The sequence below is a fragment of the Methanotorris igneus Kol 5 genome (assembly GCF_000214415.1).
Lineage (GTDB): Archaea > AGJL01 > Methanococci > Methanococcales > Methanococcaceae > Methanotorris > Methanotorris igneus.
Genome location: NC_015562.1, coordinates 649,771 through 674,469, shown reverse-complemented (window position 1 = coordinate 674,469; position 24,699 = coordinate 649,771). Strand labels below are relative to the sequence as shown.

Here is a 24,699-nt window from a genome sequence, read left to right as displayed (position 1 = left end):
GTTTTTATAAAATTTTTATTGCTTATAGCATCTCCTCATAAATAGCCCTTACTTTCTTTGCCACATTTTCCCAAGAAAAGTTTTTAGAGAATTTTTTTCCATTTTTACCAAATTTTCTTCTTAAATTTTTGTCGTTTATTAATATTTCTATTTTCTCTTTTAAAATTTTTGGATTATTTGGGGGGATTAAAAAGCCGTTGTAGTTATCTTTCACAATCTCCCTAATACCCCCAACATTTGTCGCTATAACTGCTTTTCCACAAGCCATTGCTTCAAGTAAAACCATCCCAAGACCCTCTGAAATAGATGGCAAGATAAGAAAACTACAGTTCCTCATATACTCTGCTACTTCTGTTTGGGATTTTTTCCCCAATAGTTCAACGTGTTTCATATTTTCCTTTTCTATTTTTTCCCTTATTTTATTAAACAATGGTCCATCTCCTATAAGTTTAAAATTAAAATCAATATCCTTTATAGTATCAATTAAAACATCCAAACCCTTCTGCTTAACAAAGGAACCAACAAAAAGACCGTAGTCCAAATCATCCCCCTCATAAAATAAGTTAAAGTCAACACCATTCGGAATGACAATTGCTTTATCTCTAAAATTACTGCCTAAATTATCCCTCAAGAACTTACTTACACAGATGATTTTATCTGCTCTACTTATCGCATAATTAAAAAAAGGTTTTCCAATAATGGATTTTGAAAGTTTTAAAACATCACTACCATGTAACGTTAAAATGTGGGGTAAATTTCCCTTTAGCAATCCCCCAACAACCCCCTGCGGAAATGCGTAATGGCCGTGTATTAAATCTATCTTTTCTTTCCTAATTATTTCCTTCCCAATTTTGTAGGCATTGATCATATACGATAATCCCCTAATCTTTGGAATGTATGGGACTTTATGCACAACAACATTCTCATATTTTTGGTGGTAATCTTTGCTATAATATGTTAAAATATGAAATTCGTAATCATCCATATGTTTTACTAAATTTTCTACATGTATTGTTATTCCTCCAATGAATGGGTAATAAATGGTCGGCATCAATACTTTCATAATCCCACGTTAAAGATTTTTATTTAATTAAGCAAGAATTATAATATATAGTTGTTGTAGAATTTATAGTTGTGTGCGTTAGAAATTGAACTTAAATCCCAATAATTTTCGTAGAAATTAGGTGTTGTTTCAAATTTTAAGGAAGAATAACCACTATTTGAAATTCATGGACGTATAAATAAGCCTAAAAATCCGCACACAACTATATGTCAATTATTTAACAGCTCAATTATAGTCTCAGACGTAAATATTTGGAATATTAGTTTTTAGCCATTTATAACACAAATGACTATAAGTTCAATTAAATGATGTGGTGTCATGAATGAGAAAAATCCAAGTGTTTAGAATCAAGTTTATAACAAAGGTTATAATTTTACTTGGAATTCTGTATTATTTGGGCTGTAAGTTGAATTTTTACCAATATTTGCTAAAGTTAGGGGATTATATTAATCAAATTATTATATTGACTGCATTGATTTTAGGAACTTTAATATTCTTAGATATAACCTTGGAATTATTGAGAAAGTATTTTGAAAAAGTGGATATAAGGGAATATCCCATCGTTGCCTCTGTGGTTAAATATGCGACATGGTTTGGTGTTATTTTAATTGCAATCTCTGTTGTTTATAAAGATGTAGGTTCTCTTGTGATGTCCCTTGGTCTTGTGGGAGCGGCTTTAACCCTTGCTTTGCAAAAACCAATTATGAATTTTGTAGGGTGGCTAACTATTGTATTTACGCACCCCTTTAAAATTAATGATAGAATTTACATAAAGGGCATTGGTGGAGGGGATGTTTATAAGATAGGTACAATGTATGTAAGTTTAAGGGAGGTTGACGGAGAACCAACAGGAAGAAGTTTAAATATACCAAATTCATACATACTAACGAATCCTGTTATTAATTTTTCAAAAGGATCCCCTTATGTATGGGATAGCGTTAAGGTTACCATTACCTATGAGAGCAATTGGAGAAAAGCTGAGGAGTTGATTCTTGAGGCTTGTGATGAAATTGTTGGCGAAGAGATGAGAAGATTAGCAGAAATTTGGAAAAATAAGCCAAGAATTTTTGCAAAATCAAAAATTTATGACAAACCCGTTATAAGAATGCGTTTTTTAGATAGTGGTATTGAGATAAAGGTCAGATACTTGGTTAATGTGTTTGAGTGGGCAGCTATAAAGACAAAAATTGTTAAAAATATCTTGAGCAAATTAGAAGAAGTGAATGATGTTGAAATTGCCTACCCACACATGGAGGTAATACATAGACAGAAGTCAGATATCGTGGATAACCCATTCTTTAAAGGAAAAAAAGAAAAATAACAATTAAGGGTTTAAATATTATTATAAATTATTATTTTTTTGTTTTCATCTATTGAGCCATGCATCAAGTGTATTTTGCATAACATACCACTTTATCTTTGGAGGGGTTTTCATAATTCTTCCATACTCTCCCCCTCCACCAGGATAGATGTAGATTTTTCCCTCCCTAAATAACTCAATAGTATTTCCAACATCTTCGTTTATTTTTTTTAATTCTTCAATATCAGCATTTATAAGCACGTTTATCTCATTTTTATATTTTTCAATAAATTTTTCCCATAAGTTGTTGACGGTTTGAGTTCCAATGCCTCTTTTTGTTGATAAACTTATTATCTCCGCCAATGGAATTATTTTGTAGTAAGGAGGTCTAAATTTTGGGTGGATAATTTGTCCATCGCTGAGTTCTTCGACTCTACTCAAAACACCCTTCTTTATAGTCCCTCCACAGGGGCATTTGAAGTTTAATCTTTTTGCATCCTCTAACTTAAACCTTAAATAGCATTTTGTGCATGCGGTTAGGTGGTATTTTCCAAGTTTTGGGTCAAGACCATAATTGGCAACAATCTTATTGTTTTTTATTGCTTTCCTAATCTCTTCAAAATTTTCCTCCAAATTTCCAAGAGAATCCACCTCAAATTGATTAAATTCCCTACCTAACCTATGTGGATGATAAGAGTGGGCATCAGAATTACTTAAAAATGGAATATCTCTCAATTCTTTAATCATGTCTGCCATATCAGTGTCAGCAGATAAACCAAGTTCTATGAAGTCGGGTTTTTTTCCATAGCAATCATAAACAGAGTCAAATGACTTATATAAACTTGTCCACGGTGTGAAAGCATGTGCAGCTCCTATAAGCCCCCCAACGTCATGGACAACCTCAATTAATTCCTTTCCATCCATTAAAACCCGTGGCCTTCCATCATCATCAATATTTTTTGAGTATCTCTTTAATATTTCTCTTAACTCTTCAACTTTTGATATTGATGGGAGAAAAACAAGGTGATGAACCCTGTTTATATCTTCAATTTCAGTGGTTAGTAATAAATTTTTATCCTTATAGTTTTTAATCTCATTTAGCCATTTTTCATGCAAACAATCTCCCGTCCCTATTAAATCCAAACCTTTTAATTTACCATATTTTAATATATGCTCTATGTCCATATACTTTGATGTACCACCTGAATATTTGGAGTGGATATGCAAATCAGCACTGATAATCATGAAATCACCTTCATTATAGTTACTTACAAAATTCAATTAAAATTTGAGAGTATTTAATTACATTCTGATGAGATTTTAATTTTTATTTACTTAATGAAAATTATTTATGCATTTTTGCTAAGCAACATATTGCCATAAATATTAATAAATTTGGTGGTGCTATGGAGATAAACATTGAAATCTTAAAAAAGTATCCGTTATGCCATAGATGTTTTGGAAGGTTGTATGCAAAATTATTACACACAAACAATTTTGAGAGAGGAAAGGCATTAAAACTTGTCAAAGCTATGGAATTAGAATCTTTATTAAAAAAAATAGAAGAGAGTGGAGAAGGTAATAAGGATGAGGTCTTAGAATTATTAAAATGCTTATATAGAAGTGGATTAAAAGAGATAAAAATCAAAGAAATTAAAGAAGGAGAGAAAATAGAAGAATGCCCATGGTGTAGAGGTATTTTTGAAAAGAGCCATATAGAGGAGTTGGCAAACAAAGCAATTGAATTATTGAAAGAGTATGAATTTGATACATTTATGGTCGGAACTCACATACCAAAAGAGATTAAGGAATTAGAAGAGGAAATAGAAACGCCATATATGGAAAGCATAAGGCAAGAATTTGGGAGAGAAATTGGGAAAATAATCGCTGTGAAGATGAACAAACAACCAGACAAAACAAATCCAGATATCGTTGTCCATATCAACCCATATACAAAGGATATCTATTTGCAAGTTAACCCGTTATTCATAAAAGGTAGGTATAGGAAATTAGTCAGAGGTATTCCACAAACACACTGGCATTGTAGGTTTTGTAGAGGAAAGGGATGTGAAAAATGCAATTTCACTGGGAAAAGGTATCCAACCTCAGTTGAAGAGATTATTGCAGAACCATTCATGAAAGCAACAAAAGGAACTAATGAAAAATTTCACGGTGCTGGGAGAGAAGATATTGATGTTAGAATGTTGGGTAATGGGAGGCCATTTGTTTTAGAGATAAAAGAACCAAAAATAAGGAAAATTGATTTGAATAAAATTGCTGAGGAAGTTAATAAGAGTGGAATGGTAGAGGTTCTAAATCTTGAATATGGAAATAGGAAAGACGTCGTTTTCTTCAAAAATGAACCGCATAAAAAAACATACCGTGCATTGGTTGAATGTGAAGAGAAGATAACCGATGAAGACATAGAGAAGGTCATTGAAACCTGTGAAAACTTAACGATATACCAAAGAACACCAAAGAGAGTCCTGCACAGAAGGGCAGATTTAACAAGAATCCGTAAGGTATATAAAGTTTGGGCACATAAAATAGATGACAATCATTTTGAAATGAAGATTTTTTGTGATGGAGGATTGTATATAAAAGAACTTATAAGCGGAGATGATGGAAGAACTTCCCCATCAATCTCCGAGATATTAAATAAAAAATGTATCTGCAAAGAATTGGATGTTTTAGAAGTTCACGATGAAGAAACTTCTTAGTTTCATCATAAATGATACATACTGCTGGGTTAAGTGAAGCAGGACTTCTTATCCCTATCTTCCTTTATCTATCCAACGAAAGTGAAATGCATCTTTGTTGAAATTTTCTTGAAGTTTCTTTTAGAAAGTTATGATAAAGAATAGTAATTATAATTTAGCGAAAATTTTAAATGTGAGATTTTCAAATTAGATGAGAGCGTAATAAAAAACACGTAGGAGGATTGGTTATGGCACAAAGGAGTGAAGGATTTAGAAGCAAAACAAGAAAAAAACTCTCAAAGCACCCAAGAGAAAGAGGCCTCTACCCAATTACAAGAGCATTGAAGCAATATAAAGAAGGAGACTATGTCCACATCGTAATAGATCCATCATATCACAAAGGCATGCCACACCCAAGATTCCATGGAAGAACAGGAATAGTTGTTGGGCAAAGAGGTAGAGCATTCATCGTTAAAGTTAGAGATGGAGGAAAATACAAACTTATCATTGCAAGACCACAACACTTAAGACCTTGCAAAGCATAATTTGTTATTTTTATTTTTTTAATTTTTATAAAGATTATCTATTTTTTGGATTTACTATTTTAATCTCTGTTATTGGAGGGATTATATATGATAGGAAAAGAAATTATTGGTCAAAAATACATAACTGTCTCAGAAGCAAATGCTATTATGATTGATAGGGCAGGGGAAGAATTATCTTATGAACATGGCTGTGCATTGGACTATCTCCAAAAATTTGCAAAGTTATCTCCTGAGGATGCGAAAAAGTTGGTTGAAGAATTAATGGAAATTGGGGTTGATGAAAAGCACGCAGTTAAAATAGCAGACATCCTTCCAAAAGATTACGATGATTTGAGAGTTATATACTATAAGGAAGATTTGCCTTCAAATAAAGATGAAATCTTAGAAATTGTTGCAAAGTATTTATAAACACTCACAAAACATCCTAAAAACTCACGACGGACAAACCCTACTATTTTTACCCTAATTATAAAAATTCTAAATGAAATTAAAAAGGTAGTTTGTGTTCTATCCGAGTTATTTGAATTTTTATGCTAAAATTGTTATTTTAATTTTACTTAATGATTATTAAAATATACTGGTCATTAAACATAAACTATTATAAAATTTTGCAAATTTATTTAATTAAGTTTTAAATTTTAAATGTGCAATAATAAATTATTTGTATTAAAATTAAAATTGTTTGTTTATTAACCTAAATGAGAAACATAAGCTAAAGATTTACATCATATATACAATATCACAAAATTAATATAATAAGGTGTAATTATGGTCAAAAAATATTTTAAAGCTAAAAAAAGGAAAGATTTCGAGGATTATGCATGGGTTTTAGATTATTTACCCTATGGACATCCTGATGATCCAAGGCCTATCCACGAGAGAAAACCCATTGCTCAAGCTATCGGGGAAAAACAGTTTGTGTTGATGGAGTTGGTTTTAAAAGATGATACAGAGGTTGAGTTGGCAGAGAGAGTCTACATCGGAAGGGGGAAAAGAGATAAAGTAGATTATGTTGCAAGAATGATAAAATATGATGATCTAACAAATACTGCAAAAACTGAATTGTTATATGTAGTTATGGAGGCAGTTAAAAATAATGAAGAGAGATTTATAAACTTTTTAAACAAATGTCAAAGCATAACACCAAAAAAACACATGTTAGAACTTCTCCCAGAAATTGGAAAAAAACACATGTGGCAAATAATTGAGGAGAGGGAAAAAAAGCCATTTGAAAGTTTCAAAGATTTTGAAGAAAGAACCCATAAGGATATTGTTAGAGTTATAGCAAAAAGAATTGTTAAGGAGTTAGAAGAAGACCAAAAATATTACCTATTTGTTAAGTGGAAGAGGGGGCTAATTTTAAATGAGGAAAAAATGACTTTCTATTTAAAAGAATAAACCTATTATCTAAAAATTTTTTTAGGAGGCTAATTTTTATAATTTAAGAACAAATCTATGAAGTTATTATTTTGGAATTAACAAATAAACGTCTTAAATTTTTTCTAAATTTTAATTTTGATTTGATAATTATTAATGTTGTTATGCGTTATAAATAACAGATAACTTTCAATGAAGTTAAAAGGAAAGATTGATCTTTATTTGAAATTTTACGCTTAATACGCTTAATTTGTTATTCTTTAAAAAAGTTCATTATGGTTAAATAACTAATATGAATTCTGCAATGGTTATTTTAATTCGAAAATCTTAAAAATTATAATGTCCAAAATGAACCAATTAAGTTAAAACAAAAAGGTGAAAGTTATGATTAAGGTAGGGGTTTTAGGAGCTACAGGAATGGTTGGGCAAAGATTCATCCAAATGCTTGCAGATCACCCAATGTTTGAATTGGAAGTTTTAGCAGCGTCCCCAAGAAGTGCAGGGAAAAAGTATAAGGATGCGGCATACTGGTATCAAGCAGAGCCAATTCCAGAAGAAATAGGAGAGATGGTCGTTGTTCCAACAGATCCAAGACATGAGGCATTTAAGGATGTTGATATTGTATTTTCAGCATTGCCAGCAGATTTGGCAAGGGAAATTGAACCAGCATTTGCAAAAGAAGGAAAATTGGTATTTTCAAACGCATCAGCAATGAGAATGGAGAAAGATGTTCCATTAATAGTTCCAGAGGTTAACGAGGAGCACTTTAAATTAATAGAAATTCAAAGAGAAAACAGAAAATGGGATGGAGCAATTGTAACAAATCCAAACTGTTCAACAATTTGTTTGGTTATAACATTAAAACCAATATTGGATAAATTCGGCATTGAGGCAGTTAATGTAACAACACTCCAAGCAGTAAGTGGGGCAGGTTACGATGGAGTTCCATCAATGGCTATAATTGACAACGTAATTCCATACATCAAGAATGAAGAAGAGAAGATGCAAACTGAAAGTTTAAAAATATTGGGGGAGTTTGATGGGAGTGAAGTTAAATTCGCTGATTTTAAAGTGGGGGCATCATGCAACAGAATTTGTGTAATTGATGGGCACGTTGAGAGCATATTTGTAAAGACAAAAGAGCCTGCTGAGCCAGAAGACATAAAAGAGGTAATGGATAAATTCGACCCATTAAAGGACTTAGATTTACCAACCTACGCAAAACCAATTGTTGTTAAAGAAGAGCCAGACAGACCTCAACCAAGATTAGACAGAAATGAAGGAAATGGAATGTCCATTGTTGTTGGTAGAATAAGAAAAGACCCAATCTTCACTGTTAAATACACTGCATTAGAGCACAACACTATAAGGGGAGCTGCTGGAGCAAGTGTTCTAAATGCAGAATTATTTGTTAAGAAATACCTTTAAATTAATCTTTAAATTTTTCTTTATTTATTCTTTATTTATTAAGAGAATTATTGAGAAATATTGCTCTAATCTTTCAATATAATTCCCTCAACAAATTTTTCATAAGTTTTTATGATTTTAACTTTTACTGTTTTTCCTATGTACTCTGCTCCGTTTTTTACAACAACCATTGGGCCCCCACTAACCATATATCCAACAGCGTCTTTCTTATTTTTAAAATGCCTCTCTGATATTATAACTTCTACTTTTTTGCCTAAATATCTCTTTTTAATGTATTTGTTTATCTCTCTTGCTTTTTCCTTTATCATTATTGATGATTTGTCCATTGTTGGTTTAGAGTTCTCAAATGCACTCATTGGGAGTGGTTTAAATTTATATACGGTAATTTTGTCGATGTAATTTTTTATCTTTTCCATAAAGTTTATTGTATTTATTGCACTTTCCAGATTTTGTCCAGGTAATCCATATATGAAATAAACTTGGGGCCTTAAGTTGTATTTTTTTGCTATTTTAACAGCCTTTAAAACATCTTCTGGAAGCGATGGCCTGCCTAATAACTTTGAATGCATTTCATCGCCTGTCTCACATCCAATATATATTGGTGTATTTGGAAGATACTTAGAGATAATTTTTGCTACTTTCTCATCAAACAAATTTGCTTTAACATTCTCTATACTTACATTAGCATTATATTTGATTTTTAAATCGTAAATGTTAGATAATAACTCCTCTATTGCTTCATAATTTGGATGTGGTTCTTTTGGGTTGATTAAAATGTCATCTTCTCTTTGATAATCTAAAAAATCTGGAGCACTTAAAACAACCCTTTTAACTCCTCTCTTAAACAAATCCTCAATCTCAGACAAAATATCCTCCAAATCCCTACTTCTTGCATAACCAAAAGTTGATGGAACAGAGCAAAAACCACAACCTGGATTTATGTTTAATGGGCATCTTATGGTTCCATTCTCACATAAATTGCATATTTTATTATCACACAACAATAGGGCTCTTTTAAAATTACTACACCCTCTCACAACCTCAACATAAACCCTTGCTGAAAAATAGTTTGGATAATCCTCTATTTCAGTTGAAGGGGTTATAAGTTTCATATTTTTAACGATTTCTCTCAAAGGATTTATTTTTAATTCTTCTTTATCATAATCATAGTATGTTGTCCCTTCAACGTTCTCAGCATTGAAGTCCTTTTTTATTAGTTCCCTTATGGTAATCTCCCCTTCCCCAACAATAGAGATATCCCCCTCAATTTTCTCCAAAAGATAGAGATCGTTTGCTATTGGTCCTCCAATGATGATTTTTTGGTTCTCATCCCTATTTTCATTTATTTTATCAACTAAATTTTTGACACTCTTAAAATCAACTGTCATGCCGCTAATAAAGAATAAGTCATAATCTTTCACATCATCTACTTTAAAATATTCCAATGGAACGATTTTTGCATCTATACCCTCACTTTTTAAAATTCCCTTAACCGTTCTCGGCCCTGCACCAATAACATCTCTTGTTAGCAATTTTTTTCCATCAACCGTTGCTAAGCAGTCAATTATTAGAGCTTTCATAATCAAAACCTTAAATATTTTAAGTATAGTTGTTTGTGAAATTTTTTTGTGCACACTATAGTCGTGTGCAAAATAGTTAAATTAGAACTTTCGCAAGTATATTTGAATATTTAATTATAATCACTAAATTAAATATATCTATTGCAATCTTAATATCATTATTTCGAATAACAAAAATTGTTTTGGGATAATATGCTAAAAAAGATGGGGTCTATCGTTTACATGCTTTTTATATTACTTTCAGAGGTTAATTCGTGTGTAGAGCTATCAAAAACATTGCGTATTTTCGGAATAAACATATCCCACGATACTATAAATCGAATTCTTTGGGATGAAGGAATTTCTCCTCAAGAGAGACTATTTAGCTACGTTAAAGATTTTATCACTTCCGACTATAACATTATCGTTATAGACGACTTTGTTATAGACAAAATTTACTCCAAATCAACAGAGTTTACCTATTATTGTTGGAGTAACCTACACAAACGAGTAGTTAAAGGCATACATATCGTTGATTGCATTGTTACAAATGGAAAGAACATCATTCCAATCGATTTTAGAGTCTATGATAAACAAAGAGATGGAAAGACAAAGAACGATTTATGCAGAGAAATAATATCATCTTTGGTGGAGAAAGGCCTAAATATTCGATATATCTGCTTTGATAGTTGGTATTCAAGCAAAGAAAACTTAAAACTCATCGATAAGTTTGGTTTATTTTACCTCTGCAGGATTAAAAGAAATAGGAAGATAAAACTCTCCAAAAACGGAGAGTGGATTTCGATTAAAGAACTTGGAGAAATTCCTAAGAGCGGCTTAATCGTTTATCTAAGGAAAGTGGGCTATGTCAAACTCTTCTGCCTTTCCAAAAACGGAAAGGCAGTATATTATATAACGAATAACCTATTTATGGATTTCGAAGAATTCCAAGAGGTCAGAAACGCCTCTTGGAGAATCGAAGAATTCCACAGAGGGGTTAAACAGTGCTGCAATATCGGAAATTTCTTCGTTAGAAAGAGACTTCCAATATTGGGGCATATCTCGTTAGCCATGAGGGCTTTCTTTATTTTAGAGAGGATTAGAATTGATAAAAAGATTACTTGGTATGAGTTTAGAAGAGAACTAAACCGAATAGCCGTTGGGAATGCTATAATCTCTTTATGTAAAGAAGCTGGTTTATTGTTAATCTAAGTATTTAAATGTATTTGCGAAAGTCCTATTAAATAATCTACGATTATTCAACTTCCCTGCAACCGAAGGTTGCAGTGGATTTTTAAACTATACATAACATTAATGAATTTTTAAATAACCCTTATTCTTCCTTAAAATATACGGCAAAACCTTTTAGGTTTTGCCAAAAAATTAAAATAATACACTTAATCTTAAAAAATTTGCCAAAAAGTATATTTCAATTTTTAATGCACACGACTATAATCATACAAAAATATTACCTACATCCAAAATAAATTGTTTAAAAATTTGTACTTTATGTTTATTTGTGAGAAATTGGTTAAAATTTTTAATCTTAATTTTTAATCTTATCACTTCGTTTGCACAACCAACTATAAATAGGTTGTTTACGAATTTTACACTAAATTTTATAAAAAGATTACTTTGAAAATTAACCAAATAATATTAGACACTTTAAAAATTTGTTATAGTTGAATGAATGTAGAAAATCCACAGACGACTATACAAAAAATATTTCAATAGTGATAACATGAAAAATATAAAAAATGTTGCGGTAATTTTTCCAAATAAATTTAAGGGCGGTATTACTTGTCTTGCTATGCATATTCTCCACTACCATTTAAACAAATACAGAGATATAGATTGTAAGATGTTTTTTATCGAAAATTATCATGAAATTAGGAACTACGATGCAATAATAATAACACTCCAATATGAAAATGACTACTTCAATGCCATAAAGATAATAAAAGAACTCAAGCCAAAAAACCCAAATGCTATTTTCATTGGTGGGGGGCCGTGTGCAATAAGCAACCCCTTCCCATTAAGTAGGTTTTTTGATGCATTTGTTATTGGGGAGATAGAAGGAACGGAAGTAATGTATAACCTAATAACTAAAAATTTTGATGAGATAAAAGAGGGCGTTTATTTCCCAGATAAAGAAGGCAAAATAAAACGCATTTACCCAAAAAAATTAACGATAGATGATTATCCAGTAAACCAAATAACCCATGAGAGTGGGGCTTATGGAAAGGCATTTTTGTTGGAAATAGGAAGAGGTTGTCCAAGAAGATGCAGATTCTGCATGGCAAGGAGTATTTACTATCCTCCAAGATTTAGAAAACTTGATGATTTGATTTATTTGACAGATAAAGGTTTAGAATACACAAAAGTCAACAAAGTTGCTTTAATAGCCCCTTCTGTTGGGGATTATAAGTATATCGTTGATTTATGCCAATATTTAAATGAGAGAGGAGTTCAAATATCCCCATCCTCATTAAGGGCAGATACGATAACAGATGAGTTATTGAGTTTATTGAATTTAAAAACACTAACAATTGCCCCAGAAGCAGGGAGTGAGAGGTTAAGGGAAGTAATTAAAAAGGATATTAATGAGGATGACATCTTAAATGCTGTAGCATTAGCAAAAGAACACGGCATAGATAAGATTAAGTTATATTTTATGGTTGGAATTGTTGACGAGAGAGATGAGGATGTTGAGGAAATTATAAACCTCACTAAAAAAATAAAGGAAAACATAAGAAAGGTTGAGGTTAGCATAAATCCAATGGTCCCAAAACCAAGAACGCCTTTTGAAAAGGAGAGTTTTGATTTAACCGCCAAAAATAAGATAAAATACATAGAGAAAAATCTCAAAAAAATTGGTGTGAGTGTTGAGAGTGAAAATTTCAATTCAATGATAGCCCAATGCATCCTTTGTAGAGGAGGAGAAGAGTTAGGTAATATATTGGAGAATTCAGAAAAACCCATAAGATTAATTAAAAATATAAAAAATGCTGGTCTATTGGATAAATATTTGGGCAAAATTGAGGGAGAATTACCTTGGGAGAGGATTGAACTTTAGTTTCCATCCTTGTTTTAATGGACTAGCAATTCAAACCCTTAACTTCATCTTTATTTTATACCTAAACTCCTATATAAGGTTGTGCTGTTTATTTTTAAATCCAACGCACAACCATGCTAATAAATCTCAATAATTAGCAGAGATATTATACAATCCAAAACCAATCCAAACCCAAAACATACAAAATAAAACCAAATAACTAATATATAAAAAATCTCAATTTTAATTTGAAATTAGTAATACTTTTTCCCAATTTTCTAATACCAAAATCCACAACCCCTTTATAATCTCAAAATTCCTTCGGAATTTTTACGACTTACTCACTTCGTTCGTAAGGAGCAAGAAAAGATAATTAGAAAAATTAATAACGATATTAAAAAACTAAGAGGCACTGCTAAATGCATCCTTTTGGATTTCTTAAAGTTTGATGGGAACTGTAGTTTATAATCCAATTATTGTAATGTTTTTTAATTACCGAGGTTGTCGAAAAATACGAATACTATAAATAATAGTAATAATAATTATGAGCGGCAGAAAAACCAAAAGAAAAGGATACTGGAAAGCCTACGATAAGAGGTTTAAGATATTCAATATTAAGTACACTTATGATTTTGTTTCATTTATTATAAATATTTTACTTCCATATAAAGAAAAACGCAAAGTAGGAAGGCCTTTAGCTATAAGTTACAATGAATATATAGCTACTCTAATAATAAAACACATTTTTAGAATTAGTTTAAGAGATTTAGAAACTCTTTCCGATTATTTACATAAAAAGCATATAGATAGCTCCACATACGGAAAAGCTTTTCAGAGGATTAAAATAAGCGATTTAACTAAAATAATCGTTGGATTACACTTAATTATTGCTAATTCGTTAAAATCATCGGTTATAATTTACATAGCTGATTCCACTGGAGTCCATTTATTAAGAGTGTATTGTGAAAGAATCAGAGTTGTGAATAATGAAATAAAAAAGGTAAAGTATCGGGTTTTTGACAAAATGCACGTATTAGCTTGCTATTATAAAGATTATGGATTAATTTCGATTGTTATGGTAAAATGGGATAATGGATATAGTTCAGACAGTAAAAACTTACTAAAAATGATAAAATCTTTAGATTTTGTGAAAGGTGCGATAATATTGTTGGATGGTGGTTACGATGATGAAGATTTACTTAGAGAGTTGTTATCTATAGACCTCATTCCAATAGTTAAAACAAAAGAGTTTAAATGGGATTACGGTATTTCTAAAATCAGAAAGAAAGTTAAAAAATTGTTTGATAAGAAACTGTATAAAATTAGAGGGGTAATAGAAGCGATATTTGGAGGGCTAAAAACTAAATTTAGATTAACTCTAAATGAAAAACTACCTGAAAGTAGATGTAGAGCTACTTTAGCAGTAGCAATCGTTCATAATATTTTAACACTAATGAGAGTTATTAGTATTAGAGAGTAATATTTAAATTCATTGATGAAATAATTTTTCGACAACCTCTTAATTACCATAAATTACATATAATTAAACATACATAGTATATTTTTGGAGTTGCGATGTAAATTACAATAAAAAAGAGTAGAATCTTTGGTGAAAGAATGGAGTGCCCATATTGTGGTGGAGATTGTGTAAATAAATCTGCTGTTGAGATATATTTGGACATGGTGGAGATGTTTTTTAAATACAAAGATGAAGATAGTGAAGTAACCTACAGAAAATATCCTACAGTTGGAGAAGTTGGAGAATGTAAAAAAACCCATGGAAGAATCTGGCTTTGTCCATACTGCAAAAAACCATTCAAAGAAAATTACAAGTTAAAAGAAGTCACAATTCAGTGTCCAAACTGCAAAAAAACATTATGCATCCCAGCAACAAATAGGACATTTTGCTAATTTTATTATTTGCTAATTGAGGTAATGGAAATGGATTACTTAACAATTTTATGCATATTGCTCTTATTTGCATTTATGTTTTTATTGTGGAAGTATAGTTGTTTGCCAATTTTTTGCACGGATTTAGATGCAACCAAATTTTTTAAAAGGACGATAAATTAACTGTAAAATTCCAAATAAAGGTTAATTACTTCATATAATTTAATGAGGTCTTCATTCATCTGTAAGGCAAACAACTATATTCAGGGCTTAAAGGAGAGATAGAGCAGAGAGCAAGACAATTATTTGAGGAATGGAAGGATAAAGAACTTGAAAAATTATCCAAACAAAAGGCTGATATGTTATTTGAAGATTGGAAGAGGAAATATGAGAAAAAGATAAGGAAAGATGCAATAGAGAAGAGCAAATCGGTTATCATAGGAAAGGTTACTGAACATTTTGCCCCATTTCTCCCAGAATTCAAATATAACCCAAAAGATGCCAGATTTATTGGTTCTCCAGTTGACTTTATTGTGTTTGATGGGCTAGATGAGGGAGATTTAAAAAAGATAGTTTTTCTTGATGTAAAGACGGGAAAATCTCCATTAAGCAAAAGAGAAAAACTAATCAAGAAAATTGTTGAAAGTAAAAAAAGTTGAATGGAACAGTATTCGGTTGGATTAAGCAAATTAAAAATAAATAGGTTTAAGTAGTGTATTCTGAGTTTATTTTAACATATTCGTAACTTAAATCACAACCGTAAGCAGTATTTTCCTCATTTCCAATGTTTAAATTTACAATTATCTTTATCTCCTTATTTTTCATAATCTCTTCTGCAAGTTTTAACTCCTCTGTTCCTTCATCTGCTATCTGCTCCCCATTTTTTACAAGATAAACTTCTCTTTTGTTATCGCTTAATATAACATCAATTTTGTTCATGTCCATTTCTGCTCCACTATAACCAACTGCTGCTACAATCCTTCCCCAATTTGGATCCTCTCCAAATAATGCAGTTTTAACTAAGAGGGATTTAACAACTGCCATTGATGCCTTTTTAGCATCTTCTTTTGTTTTTGCTCCTTTAACAACAACCTCCATGAATTTTGTTGCTCCCTCTCCATCCTTTACAATCATTTTGGCAATCTCAGTGCAAACAAACTTCAATGCATTTTCAAATTGCTCTTTGCATTCTTCATAGCAAACTCCACTTTCTCCATTTGCAAGGATAAAGACAGTGTCGTTTGTTGAAGTGTCCCCATCAACAACTGCATTATTAAAGCTTTCATCAACAGCATTTTGGAGGGCTCTTGTTAAATCTTCTCTATCAATTGCTATATCGGTTGTTATAAAGCAGAGCATTGTTGCATGCAACATGTTTGGTGCAATCATCCCAGCACCTTTACCTATTGCTCCAATTCTCACTTTTTTTCCATTGACCTCAAATTCAACGGCAATCTCTTTTGGGAAGGAATCTGTTGTCATTATTGCCTTTGCTGCATTTAATGAGTTGTTTTCTTTTTTTAATAAGTTATATGCCTCATTTATCTTCTCCTTTATAATATCCATTGGCATTTTTCTTCCAATAACTCCTGTTGAAGCAATTAGTATTTCATTCTCTTTAATATTGAGGAGTTTTGCTGTTTCTCTTATCATCTCTTTTGCATCTTCCATACCGTTTTTTGTAAAGCAGTTTGCATTGCCACTATTTGCCACGATTGCTCTTATTTTGTCATTGTTCTTTAAGATTTCTTTTGAGAGGATTACAGGATGTGCAACAACTTTATTTGTTGTAAAGACCCCACTTGCAACCGCCTCTTTTTCTGAAACTATTAATGCAACACCATACTTTCCTTCCTTTACTCCATTTGCTTTAAATCCTTTCGGTGCACAAACTCCGCCCTCAATAACTTTCATTTTTATCACCATCTTAGTTATTGATTTCAATTATGACTGAACTAAGAATTAATTAATCTAAATTGATAAATAAATCTTACTAAAAAATAAAAAAATAAAAAAGTGATTAAATTATTTCTTTAACTCTTTTAATGCCTCTTCAACATCAATTCCTTCATGGACAATTCTTGATACCGCTCTTGTTATGCCTCTAACATTTTCATGTTGGAATATGTTTCTTCCAATTGCTACACCAACTGCCCCAGCATCGATAGCATCTTTAACCATTCTTAAGAATTCTTCATCTGTGTTTGTTTTAGGTCCCCCTGCTATGACTATTGGTGCAGGACATCCTTTTACAACCTCTTTGAATGTGTCTGGATCTCCGGTGTAGTTTGTTTTTATGACATCTGCTCCCAACTCAGCCCCCAACCTTGCAGCATGGGCAACAACTTCTGGGTCTCTCTCATTTTCTATTTTCTTACCTCTTGGGTACATCATAGCAATTAATGGCATTCCCCAGTATTCGCAAATCTCTGCAATTCTACCTAAATCCTGGTACATCTCATAGTCAGTATCTGCCCCAACATTAACGTGAATTGAAACTGCATCAGCACCCATTCTTATAGCTTCTTCAACACTGGTAACAATAACCTTTTTGTTTGGATCTGGTGAAAGAGAAGTTCCAGCAGATAAGTGGATAATTAAACCTACATCTTTTCCGTATCCTCTGTGTCCATGTCTAACAATCCCCTTATGCAACAAGACAGCATTAGCTCCCCCATCGGCAACAGCATTTATTGTTTCTTTCATATTGATTAATCCTTTTATTGGACCTGATGAAACACCATGATCCATTGGAACAATAACAGTTTTTGCACTTGTTCTGTTGAATATTCTTTCTAATCTAATGATTTTTCCTATGTTTTTGATGTTGTTGAATATATCCATAACATCACCTTAGTAGTAGATGATTTTTGATGATAAGTAGAGACTATTATTTTATGTGTTTTTGCCTTATGCACAAGAGAATTCCTTGATTTTCAGAATGTAGAAACATAGTATATTTATAATTTTCGCTTAGTCATATTTATATTTTCCATATTTATATTTTATTATCTCTACCAATTGCGGAACAACCAAAATCCAAATTTTATTATAAAGCTCTTTGTTATTCTTTGACTATTTTTTCATAAATTCTCTCACTTAACCACTCCTTTTTTATATATTTGTCATAGACAGGTAACCTCATCTTTAATTTAAAGCCCAATTCCTCAGTAAATCTCCTTAATTCCTCAATTTCTGGCCATGGGGCTTCAGGATTCACATAATCTTTTGTTAATGGAGACACTCCACCCCAATCATCAATTCCAGCCAACAAAAACAACTGTCCAGTTTCTTTATTTAGATTTGGTGGAACTTGGATTGAAATATCATCCAACATCAACTTTGCTAATATTATAACCTTCAACATCTTTATTGGTGAAGGTTCTTCAAAATTCTCCATAGGAATACCTTTTTTAGTTCTAAAATTCTGAATGATGACCTCTTGAATGTGTCCATATTTTTCGTGGATCTCCTTAATCTTTAAGATGGAATCCACTATCTCCTCATTAGTTTCTCCAATACCAATTAATATTCCAGTAGTAAATGGAATCTTTAATTTTCCTGCATTTTCAATCATCTCAATTCTCAATTTTGGTTCTTTACCGGGGCTATCTTTATGCGCAATGGTTTTCATTAACCTCTCGCTAACGTTTTCAAGCATTAATCCCATTGAAGCATTAACCTCCCTAAGCATTTTTAGCTCTTCATATGTTAAAATTCCACAATTAGTGTGAGGAAGAAGGTTTGTGTTGCTTAAGCACCAATCCTCTAAATCATATAAATACTCTAAAATTCCAGAATAGCCCATCTTTTTTAATTCCTCTTTTATCTTTGGATGTTCATCAACTCTTTCTCCAAATGTAAATAACGCCTCTCTGCAGCCGAGCTCATCTCCTTTTAATAAAATTTCTCTGACTTCTTCCTTTTTCATAAGTTTTGGATTATTGCTCCTAAAAATACAATATCCGCATTTATTTCTACACCAATTGCACAATGGGATAAAAACATTTTTTGAGTATGTTATATATTTTTCTCTATCTTTTTCCAATTCATTTATCAAATTTATCTTTTCTAAAATATCCTTTGGTGAATTTGAGTTTAAGAACGCTATTGCCTCTTCTCTACTGATCATAATAATCCCTCAAGTATGCTGTTTTAAAGTATAATAGTTATTCTAAAAATTAGTATCATAAATACTATCTTAAATTTAAGTTTAGGGCTATTTAACAAATCCTAATTTAAATTTGAAGTTGGTTATTGCTTTTAACTGCAGAACAACTATACTTTATTATAGTCGTGTGCGAAATAGTTGAATAACGTAGTTATTCAACTTCCCTGCAACCGAAGGTTGCAGTGGATTTTTAAACTTATTTATACATTAATGAATTTCTAAATAACATTTATCCATCCTTAAAATATACGGCAAAACCTTTTAGGTTTTGCCAAAAAATTTTAAATAAGTCATAAATCTTTATGACTTTGTCAGTAGCATATTTCCAAATTATACGGCAAAACTTTCAGTTTTGCCAAAAAACCCTTCTAACGCACACGACTATAGTTAAACATTAACTTCTAAATTTATGCATTATTAAATGTTGCTTCAAAATTTAAAGCGTAAATAGGGATCATTTAAACTTTAGTCGTTTATTTAGTTTAAAAATTCATCAAACAACCATAAATTATCCATTGAACATATTTAAAAATTTTGATATTTTGAGATAATAATCTCATCATTTAGCAGGTAATTTCGTTTAAATTTCCATGAACTCATCATTATTGAGTAAATACGGATAATATCTCAACACAAAATCGAAAAGTTTAAATAACCCTCCAGTATAGAATATAACATAGAAAGTTTTGAGGTGATTCTATGGCAGAGCTTCCAGTTGCACCAATGGAAAGAATCTTGAAGAAGGCTGGTGCTGAGAGGGTTAGTAGGGCTGCAGCAGTTAAGCTTGCTGAGGCTTTAGAGGATATTGCAATGGACATTGCTAAAGAGGCTGTTGCATTAGCAAAGCACGCAAAAAGAAAAACAGTAAAAGTAGAAGACATCAAATTAGCTTTAAAATAAATTCTTTTACATTTTTTAAAATTTTATAATAGTTCTAAGTTTTTTAGTCTTTGAATTTTTGTTTTTTATTCATTATCTCAAAAGAGTATGTTTTTATATTGGGGTCTGTCCAATATGGGTATTGGTGAGTAAATACCCATATTGGACTTGGGCGTCATCAGCCACACAAGAGTGTCTCTGCCCCTGTCGTGGACATAAAAACCTAACGGTTTTTATAGTTGTGTGCGGAATTTTTTAAACTTATTCATACCTTAATAAATTTCAAATAGTAATAAGCCACCTTAAAATTTGAAACGGCTTACAGCCGTTAAAAATTCATCAGCAGCATATTTCCAAACTACAACGCACACAACTATAGTTCTCGTCGCTTCGCTCCGAGATGACCCCAAGCTCCACCCATCTATGTTTTTATCTTTATAAAGTCCTATATAAATATATCGAAAACTCATAAACACACATATCCTCACAAATACTCACAAAAAACTAAACAGTTTTGAACGGCTTTTATGTATTCAATTAATTCTATACATATTTTCTAAGTATTATGCCCCCGTGGTCGAGCCAGGATAAGATGCTGGGCTTCGGACCCAGTGGTCGAGGGTTCAAATCCCTCCGGGGGCGTTAATGTTTAATTATAGTCAAAGCAAAATAATTAATAAAAACTACATAAAAGTGCCAAATAATTTTTTGGTGATCTCATGGATATAATTTCAAAATTTTTTTTAGCCGTGGTGATTGTTTGTATTTTGGCATTGTTGATAAAAAAGAGTGATTCCTTGGATAATTGTGGAATTTGTGCATCTTCAATTATGGCTTTTATTATAATTTTGGGAGCTGGGTTATCTTGGCTTGTAATCTTGCTTTCCTTTTTTATATTAGGGGTCTTGGTAAGTAAAATGGGATACTCCACAAAGAAAAAAATGGGATTAGCAGAGAGTAGAAGAACAATAAGAAATGTCCTTGCTAATGGATTGGTTCCATTATTATTTGTTATTATGTATTGTTTTGGGTTTAAGTTGGCGTTGTTTGGATACATTGGCTCAATAGCAGCGGCTACATCAGATACATTCTCGTCTGAATTGGGGGTTTTGTCAAAGGAGACTCCAAGATTAATAACAACTCTTAAAAAAGTAGAGAAAGGAACTGATGGTGGGATAACGTTCTTTGGAACATTTATGGGATTGCTGGGGGCCTTTTTGATAGGAGTTGTGAGTTATTTATTATTTAAAAGTCCTGATTTAATTTGGATTGCAACAATTTCGGGAATCTTGGGCAATTTGGCGGATAGTTTATGCGGTGCAGTATTTGAAAGAAGAGGAATTATGAATAAGGAGCATGTTAATTTTATAGCAACGTTGGTTGGGGGGATTTGTGGTTTATTGTTGGCATAATGTGGAAATATCTAAAAAAAATTTTAAAATTTATAATTTAATCATTGTCAATTTTTAATATGAAATTTCATATCCAATTCTTTGCAAAGTTCAAGTAATTTATAAATCAATTAGTTAGCACCCAACAACTTCAACGAACTTTGGGTTTTTTCTATTTTTATCGAACCACATACTTACACCAACCATCAAATTGCCTTTTTTACCTATAACATAGTCGCACTCACAACCTATGCTTTCAAATGACTTTTTTAATGCCTCAAATCCAAACATGTCAGGGCTTGCCATTGTCTCTTTTAAAACATTGTTTATCCTCTCAACAAACAATACAATATCATCCTCATCAGCAATCTCAAAACCATTCTCTTTTAATTTTGCCTCTAAGTATTCCTTTATGCTGTTGTATTTTTCAAAATTCTCATCTCTACAAACGCCCCTCACTATCAACAAACCCTCTATATCACATATTGGTTTTGAACCTTTAAATGCATTTAAAGATTGCATAATTTTTCCAACAGTCATTTTCAAGTGCATCAAGATATCACCCTTTATTTTTTGTTTTTTTACTTCTTTGATTGGCTTTATTTTTATTTTTAGTTTTTATAGTCGTTGCGGTATAAATAACCAGATACATAATTAAAATTAAAGAAAGAATTGTGCTTTATTTGAAATTTTACACATGATTTATCGTTCTTTCAAGAATTTATTATGTTGAAATATGTGAAAGAAATTCCACAAACAACATATATAGTCGTGTGCGGAATTTTTTAAACTTATATATATACATTAATGAATTTTTAAATAATCATTATCCTTCCTTAAAATATACGGCAAAACCTTTTAGGTTTTGCCAAAAAATTGAAATAATGGATAAATCTTTAAGAATTTACCAATAGTATATTTCCAATTTCTAACGCACACGACTATAATTTTTATGCAGTGATGGCCTTTATTAATCCATAGGCACCACTAAATATAATCTGAACTGATATTGCCGCTAATATAAGCCCCATAATCCTTACTATTGCATTGATACCTGATACCTTTAATTTTTTCACAACAATATCTGATGCAGAGAGTATTAAACCAGAGATTATCATAGTTGAGATTATCGACAATATAACTGTTGTTTTATCCGTCAAATTTTGTGCTTTTCCCATTAAAATTATGGTTGTTGTTATAGCTCCAGGCCCTGCAAGTAAAGGGATTGCCAATGGAACTACTGCAACGCCCCCCATACGTATATCGACTTCCTCTCTTGGAGAGTGTTTTGTTTTTGACATCTCAGCATGGAGCATATCCCATGCAATTTTAAACAGCAATAAGCCTCCTGCAACTTTGAATGAGTCCAATGTTATCCCAAAGTAATCAAAAATATACGTTCCAAAGAACGCAAATATTAATAGTGTTATTGTTGCAGTTATAATGGCACTTTTTATTATTTCTATTTGCTCATCCTTTGAATAGTAGTATGTTAAAAGATGGAATACTGGAATTAAGCCAATCGGGTCAACAATGATAAACAATGATGTAAAAGAATAGATGAAAAAATTTAAGTCCATATTTTCACCATTTTATAAATATCTTGCTCTTTTTTCCACTTCTCCCATGTGGTTAATGACTTCTTCCCATAGTTCATATGTTTTATATCCCTCAATGATTTTCTCCCAAACTTCTTGGAATTTGTTGTAGTGTGTGGTTAAAATCGCCTTCTTTAAAACAATCAAATCAACCGCCTTGTCCTCAATCAAATCAGAAAACTTTCCAAGCCCAAAGTCAATAATGTATGTTCTCCCATCTTTCCCAACAATAAAGTTTGATGTTGTTAAATCATTGTGTATAATATTGTTTTCATGCAACTTCGCTACAATTTCCCCAATTTCATAACAACAGTCCAAATCCCCTTCCTCTATAACATCCTTTGCCAATTTTCCATGTATGTAACTCATAACTATTATACCTTTGTCTCTATCAACATCAAACACATAAGGGGCAGGGATGTCAAAGTTCTTTATTAAAGCAAGGAATCTCCCCTCTCTCACAGTTCTTCTTGTTCTTATTAATTTATCCAACTCCTCGATCCTATAACTTTTTTTAATTCTCTCCTTTATCACAACATCCCAATTTAGATAAGTGCTCTTTTTAATATCTGCCTCTGCACCCTTTCCTATTAAGTGTGGGGGAATTTTTCTTTTCTTTTTTGGTATTTCCTTAATCCAATTAACTTCAACCATATCTGTTCTATAATTTGGTATGATTCTTGTCTCTTCCAATGTCATTCTTTTCCCATTCATATATTGCAAAATCCCTAACCAAGCAATCATAGCCCCATTATCTCCACAAAACTGCTTTTCTGGAACATAGAAATCAACATTCTGTTCTTCACTCATTATTTTTAGCATCTCTCTAAGGCGATTATTTGCCGCAACCCCTCCAACAAGCATAACTTCTGGCTTATTTGTGTGGGCTAAAGCCCTCTCAGTTATCTCTGTGAGCATGGAAAATGCTATCTCTTGGAGGGAAAAGCATACGTCCTCTAACCTTTCCCCACTTTCATAACTCCTCATTGCAGAAGTTAATAGCCCCGAGAATGAAATATCCATACCTTTGACAGTATATGGCAAATCAATAAGCTTCTCTCCTTTTTCAGCAAGTTTCTCTACATAAGGTCCCCCAGGATGTGGGAGGTTGCAGAATCTTGCAAACTGGTCTAAACAGTTTCCTATTGCAATATCTAATGTTTCTCCAAATACCCTATATTTGTTTGATACATAGGCAATAACTTGGGTGTTCCCTCCGCTAACATATAATGTCAATGGATCCTCTGCATCGGTAGTTAATTTTCCAATCTCTATATGTGCAACGCAGTGATTCACCCCAATAATTGGCTTTTTTAATGCTAATGATAATGTTCTCGCCGCTGTTGCGGTTACTCTTAAACACGGCCCCAATCCTGGGCCTTGAGAAAATGCGATTAAATCAATCTCATCCTTATCAACAACCTCAAACGCTTCTTTTATAAGTTTTGGGAAGGTCTCAGCATGATGATCTGCGGCTTCCCTTGGGTGGATACCCTGCTTTGGAGGGGTGTAAATAATAGTTTTATTAAATAAGACTTCCCCATCAGAGGTAACAACACCAACACCAGTTTTTTCTGCCGTTCCTTCCAATCCGATACAAATCATCTTTTCACCATTTGTGTATTTTGAGCTATCCTAATATTATGGTAAGGATTATTTTTATTTTGTTTGATGTTATTATTGGATTTTTAATATTGACATTAGATTTTTTGATTTACTTTTCTTGCTTCTATATGAAACTTTT

22 protein-coding genes and 1 tRNA gene are annotated in these 24,699 nt (G+C 31.9%); 14 read left to right on the top strand and 9 right to left on the bottom strand.

What is annotated here, in order from left to right; genetic code table 11:
• Window positions 1-22: 22 nt before the first annotated feature.
• Complete coding sequence (locus tag METIG_RS03245; RefSeq protein ID WP_013798811.1) at window positions 23-1,063, bottom strand: glycosyltransferase family 4 protein; 1,041 nt, start codon at window positions 1,061-1,063, stop codon at window positions 23-25.
• A gap of 322 nt (window positions 1,064-1,385) precedes the next feature.
• Between METIG_RS03245 and METIG_RS03240 the strand changes: the two genes are divergently transcribed.
• Window positions 1,386-2,384: a mechanosensitive ion channel family protein gene (locus METIG_RS03240; RefSeq protein WP_013798810.1), complete on the top strand. Its 999-nt coding sequence runs from the start codon at window positions 1,386-1,388 to the stop codon at window positions 2,382-2,384.
• Between the two features lie 45 nt (window positions 2,385-2,429).
• On the opposite strand, the gene METIG_RS03235 is transcribed toward METIG_RS03240, so the two are convergent.
• Window positions 2,430-3,608: a TIGR00375 family protein gene (locus METIG_RS03235; RefSeq protein WP_013798809.1), complete on the bottom strand. Its 1,179-nt coding sequence runs from the start codon at window positions 3,606-3,608 to the stop codon at window positions 2,430-2,432.
• 161 nt (window positions 3,609-3,769) lie between these two features.
• Here METIG_RS03235 and METIG_RS03230 point away from each other — a divergent pair, with 161 nt between their 5' ends.
• The 5 genes from METIG_RS03230 (at window position 3,770) to asd (ending at window position 8,412) form a co-directional block, all read left to right on the top strand.
• The gene (locus METIG_RS03230) at window positions 3,770-5,083 is read left to right on the top strand and encodes a tRNA pseudouridine(54/55) synthase Pus10 (protein WP_013798808.1); all 1,314 of its coding nucleotides are present in this window, start codon (window positions 3,770-3,772) and stop codon (window positions 5,081-5,083) included.
• 227 nt (window positions 5,084-5,310) lie between these two features.
• Window positions 5,311-5,607, top strand: a complete 297-nt coding sequence (locus tag METIG_RS03225; protein ID WP_013798807.1) for a 50S ribosomal protein L21e — start codon at window positions 5,311-5,313, stop codon at window positions 5,605-5,607.
• Window positions 5,608-5,694: 87 nt separating this feature from the next.
• The gene (locus METIG_RS03220; protein WP_013798806.1) at window positions 5,695-6,015 is read left to right on the top strand and encodes an RNA polymerase Rpb4 family protein; all 321 of its coding nucleotides are present in this window, start codon (window positions 5,695-5,697) and stop codon (window positions 6,013-6,015) included.
• A 360-nt stretch (window positions 6,016-6,375) separates the two neighbouring features.
• A complete protein-coding gene (locus METIG_RS03215; protein WP_013798805.1) occupies window positions 6,376-7,005 on the top strand; it encodes a DUF655 domain-containing protein in 630 nt (209 codons plus the stop codon).
• A 363-nt stretch (window positions 7,006-7,368) separates the two neighbouring features.
• Window positions 7,369-8,412: an aspartate-semialdehyde dehydrogenase gene (gene asd / locus METIG_RS03210; RefSeq protein WP_013798804.1), complete on the top strand. Its 1,044-nt coding sequence runs from the start codon at window positions 7,369-7,371 to the stop codon at window positions 8,410-8,412.
• A 65-nt stretch (window positions 8,413-8,477) separates the two neighbouring features.
• Here asd and METIG_RS03205 read toward each other — a convergent pair whose 3' ends face one another.
• Window positions 8,478-9,992, bottom strand: coding sequence for a B12-binding domain-containing radical SAM protein (locus tag METIG_RS03205; RefSeq protein ID WP_013798803.1), 1,515 nt, complete (start codon window positions 9,990-9,992; stop codon window positions 8,478-8,480).
• A 192-nt stretch (window positions 9,993-10,184) separates the two neighbouring features.
• Between METIG_RS03205 and METIG_RS03200 the strand changes: the two genes are divergently transcribed.
• The 5 genes from METIG_RS03200 to METIG_RS03180 all read left to right on the top strand — a co-directional run bounded on the left by METIG_RS03200 (window position 10,185) and on the right by METIG_RS03180 (window position 15,575).
• Entirely contained in the window at window positions 10,185-11,183 is a 999-nt protein-coding gene (locus METIG_RS03200) for an IS701 family transposase (protein WP_013798802.1), read from the top strand.
• A gap of 529 nt (window positions 11,184-11,712) precedes the next feature.
• The gene (locus tag METIG_RS03195) at window positions 11,713-13,047 is read left to right on the top strand and encodes a B12-binding domain-containing radical SAM protein (RefSeq protein WP_013798801.1); all 1,335 of its coding nucleotides are present in this window, start codon (window positions 11,713-11,715) and stop codon (window positions 13,045-13,047) included.
• A gap of 523 nt (window positions 13,048-13,570) precedes the next feature.
• Window positions 13,571-14,506, top strand: a complete 936-nt coding sequence (locus METIG_RS03190; protein ID WP_013798476.1) for a transposase — start codon at window positions 13,571-13,573, stop codon at window positions 14,504-14,506.
• A gap of 137 nt (window positions 14,507-14,643) precedes the next feature.
• Entirely contained in the window at window positions 14,644-14,937 is a 294-nt protein-coding gene (locus METIG_RS03185) for a hypothetical protein (RefSeq protein WP_013798800.1), read from the top strand.
• 260 nt (window positions 14,938-15,197) lie between these two features.
• On the top strand, window positions 15,198-15,575 hold the full coding sequence (locus METIG_RS03180; RefSeq protein ID WP_013798799.1) for a Holliday junction resolvase-like protein: 378 nt from the start codon (window positions 15,198-15,200) through the stop codon (window positions 15,573-15,575).
• A gap of 46 nt (window positions 15,576-15,621) precedes the next feature.
• Here the strand turns inward: METIG_RS03180 and argJ are convergent, their stop codons facing one another.
• From argJ to cofG, 3 genes are all read right to left on the bottom strand, one after another.
• On the bottom strand, window positions 15,622-16,842 hold the full coding sequence (argJ, locus tag METIG_RS03175) for a bifunctional ornithine acetyltransferase/N-acetylglutamate synthase (protein ID WP_013798798.1): 1,221 nt from the start codon (window positions 16,840-16,842) through the stop codon (window positions 15,622-15,624).
• 99 nt (window positions 16,843-16,941) lie between these two features.
• The gene (locus METIG_RS03170) at window positions 16,942-17,760 is read right to left on the bottom strand and encodes a 2-amino-3,7-dideoxy-D-threo-hept-6-ulosonate synthase (RefSeq protein ID WP_013798797.1); all 819 of its coding nucleotides are present in this window, start codon (window positions 17,758-17,760) and stop codon (window positions 16,942-16,944) included.
• Between the two features lie 220 nt (window positions 17,761-17,980).
• Window positions 17,981-19,048, bottom strand: coding sequence for a 7,8-didemethyl-8-hydroxy-5-deazariboflavin synthase subunit CofG (gene cofG / locus METIG_RS03165; RefSeq protein WP_013798796.1), 1,068 nt, complete (start codon window positions 19,046-19,048; stop codon window positions 17,981-17,983).
• A 738-nt stretch (window positions 19,049-19,786) separates the two neighbouring features.
• On the opposite strand from cofG, the gene METIG_RS03160 reads away from it, so the two are divergent.
• The 3 genes from METIG_RS03160 (at window position 19,787) to METIG_RS03150 (ending at window position 21,378) form a co-directional block, all read left to right on the top strand.
• Window positions 19,787-19,987 carry a histone family protein gene (locus METIG_RS03160; protein ID WP_007044378.1) on the top strand — a complete coding sequence of 67 codons (201 nt, stop codon included), beginning with the start codon at window positions 19,787-19,789 and terminating at the stop codon, window positions 19,985-19,987.
• A gap of 546 nt (window positions 19,988-20,533) precedes the next feature.
• A tRNA-Arg gene (locus METIG_RS03155) sits at window positions 20,534-20,608 on the top strand.
• Window positions 20,609-20,685: 77 nt separating this feature from the next.
• Window positions 20,686-21,378: a TIGR00297 family protein gene (locus METIG_RS03150; protein ID WP_013798795.1), complete on the top strand. Its 693-nt coding sequence runs from the start codon at window positions 20,686-20,688 to the stop codon at window positions 21,376-21,378.
• A 114-nt stretch (window positions 21,379-21,492) separates the two neighbouring features.
• Here the strand turns inward: METIG_RS03150 and METIG_RS03145 are convergent, their stop codons facing one another.
• From METIG_RS03145 to METIG_RS03135, 3 genes are all read right to left on the bottom strand, one after another.
• The gene (locus tag METIG_RS03145; RefSeq protein WP_013798794.1) at window positions 21,493-21,909 is read right to left on the bottom strand and encodes a DUF2120 family protein; all 417 of its coding nucleotides are present in this window, start codon (window positions 21,907-21,909) and stop codon (window positions 21,493-21,495) included.
• 398 nt (window positions 21,910-22,307) lie between these two features.
• On the bottom strand, window positions 22,308-22,937 hold the full coding sequence (locus tag METIG_RS03140) for a MarC family protein (RefSeq protein WP_013798793.1): 630 nt from the start codon (window positions 22,935-22,937) through the stop codon (window positions 22,308-22,310).
• 12 nt (window positions 22,938-22,949) lie between these two features.
• Entirely contained in the window at window positions 22,950-24,560 is a 1,611-nt protein-coding gene (locus METIG_RS03135; protein ID WP_013798792.1) for a bifunctional N(6)-L-threonylcarbamoyladenine synthase/serine/threonine protein kinase, read from the bottom strand.
• Window positions 24,561-24,699 lie beyond the last annotated feature (139 nt).

Bases quoted from the DNA above. Each gene is read 5' to 3' on its own strand.
- METIG_RS03140 (WP_013798793.1), bottom strand. From the start codon at position 22,937: ATGGACTTAAATTTTTTCATCTATTCTTTTACATCATTGTTTATCATT.
- METIG_RS03245 (WP_013798811.1), bottom strand. From the start codon at position 1,063: ATGAAAGTATTGATGCCGACCATTTATTACCCATTCATTGGAGGAATA.
- METIG_RS03135 (WP_013798792.1), bottom strand. From the start codon at position 24,560: ATGATTTGTATCGGATTGGAAGGAACGGCAGAAAAAACTGGTGTTGGT.
- METIG_RS03225 (WP_013798807.1), top strand. From the start codon at position 5,311: ATGGCACAAAGGAGTGAAGGATTTAGAAGCAAAACAAGAAAAAAACTC.
- METIG_RS03230 (WP_013798808.1), top strand. From the start codon at position 3,770: ATGGAGATAAACATTGAAATCTTAAAAAAGTATCCGTTATGCCATAGA.
- METIG_RS03235 (WP_013798809.1), bottom strand. From the start codon at position 3,608: ATGATTATCAGTGCTGATTTGCATATCCACTCCAAATATTCAGGTGGT.
- METIG_RS03220 (WP_013798806.1), top strand. From the start codon at position 5,695: ATGATAGGAAAAGAAATTATTGGTCAAAAATACATAACTGTCTCAGAA.
- argJ (WP_013798798.1), bottom strand. From the start codon at position 16,842: ATGGTGATAAAAATGAAAGTTATTGAGGGCGGAGTTTGTGCACCGAAA.
- cofG (WP_013798796.1), bottom strand. From the start codon at position 19,048: ATGATCAGTAGAGAAGAGGCAATAGCGTTCTTAAACTCAAATTCACCA.
- METIG_RS03190 (WP_013798476.1), top strand. From the start codon at position 13,571: ATGAGCGGCAGAAAAACCAAAAGAAAAGGATACTGGAAAGCCTACGAT.
- METIG_RS03195 (WP_013798801.1), top strand. From the start codon at position 11,713: ATGAAAAATATAAAAAATGTTGCGGTAATTTTTCCAAATAAATTTAAG.
- METIG_RS03185 (WP_013798800.1), top strand. From the start codon at position 14,644: ATGGAGTGCCCATATTGTGGTGGAGATTGTGTAAATAAATCTGCTGTT.
- METIG_RS03200 (WP_013798802.1), top strand. From the start codon at position 10,185: ATGCTAAAAAAGATGGGGTCTATCGTTTACATGCTTTTTATATTACTT.
- asd (WP_013798804.1), top strand. From the start codon at position 7,369: ATGATTAAGGTAGGGGTTTTAGGAGCTACAGGAATGGTTGGGCAAAGA.
- METIG_RS03205 (WP_013798803.1), bottom strand. From the start codon at position 9,992: ATGAAAGCTCTAATAATTGACTGCTTAGCAACGGTTGATGGAAAAAAA.
- METIG_RS03145 (WP_013798794.1), bottom strand. From the start codon at position 21,909: ATGCACTTGAAAATGACTGTTGGAAAAATTATGCAATCTTTAAATGCA.
- METIG_RS03240 (WP_013798810.1), top strand. From the start codon at position 1,386: ATGAGAAAAATCCAAGTGTTTAGAATCAAGTTTATAACAAAGGTTATA.
- METIG_RS03215 (WP_013798805.1), top strand. From the start codon at position 6,376: ATGGTCAAAAAATATTTTAAAGCTAAAAAAAGGAAAGATTTCGAGGAT.
- METIG_RS03150 (WP_013798795.1), top strand. From the start codon at position 20,686: ATGGATATAATTTCAAAATTTTTTTTAGCCGTGGTGATTGTTTGTATT.
- METIG_RS03170 (WP_013798797.1), bottom strand. From the start codon at position 17,760: ATGGATATATTCAACAACATCAAAAACATAGGAAAAATCATTAGATTA.
- METIG_RS03160 (WP_007044378.1), top strand. From the start codon at position 19,787: ATGGCAGAGCTTCCAGTTGCACCAATGGAAAGAATCTTGAAGAAGGCT.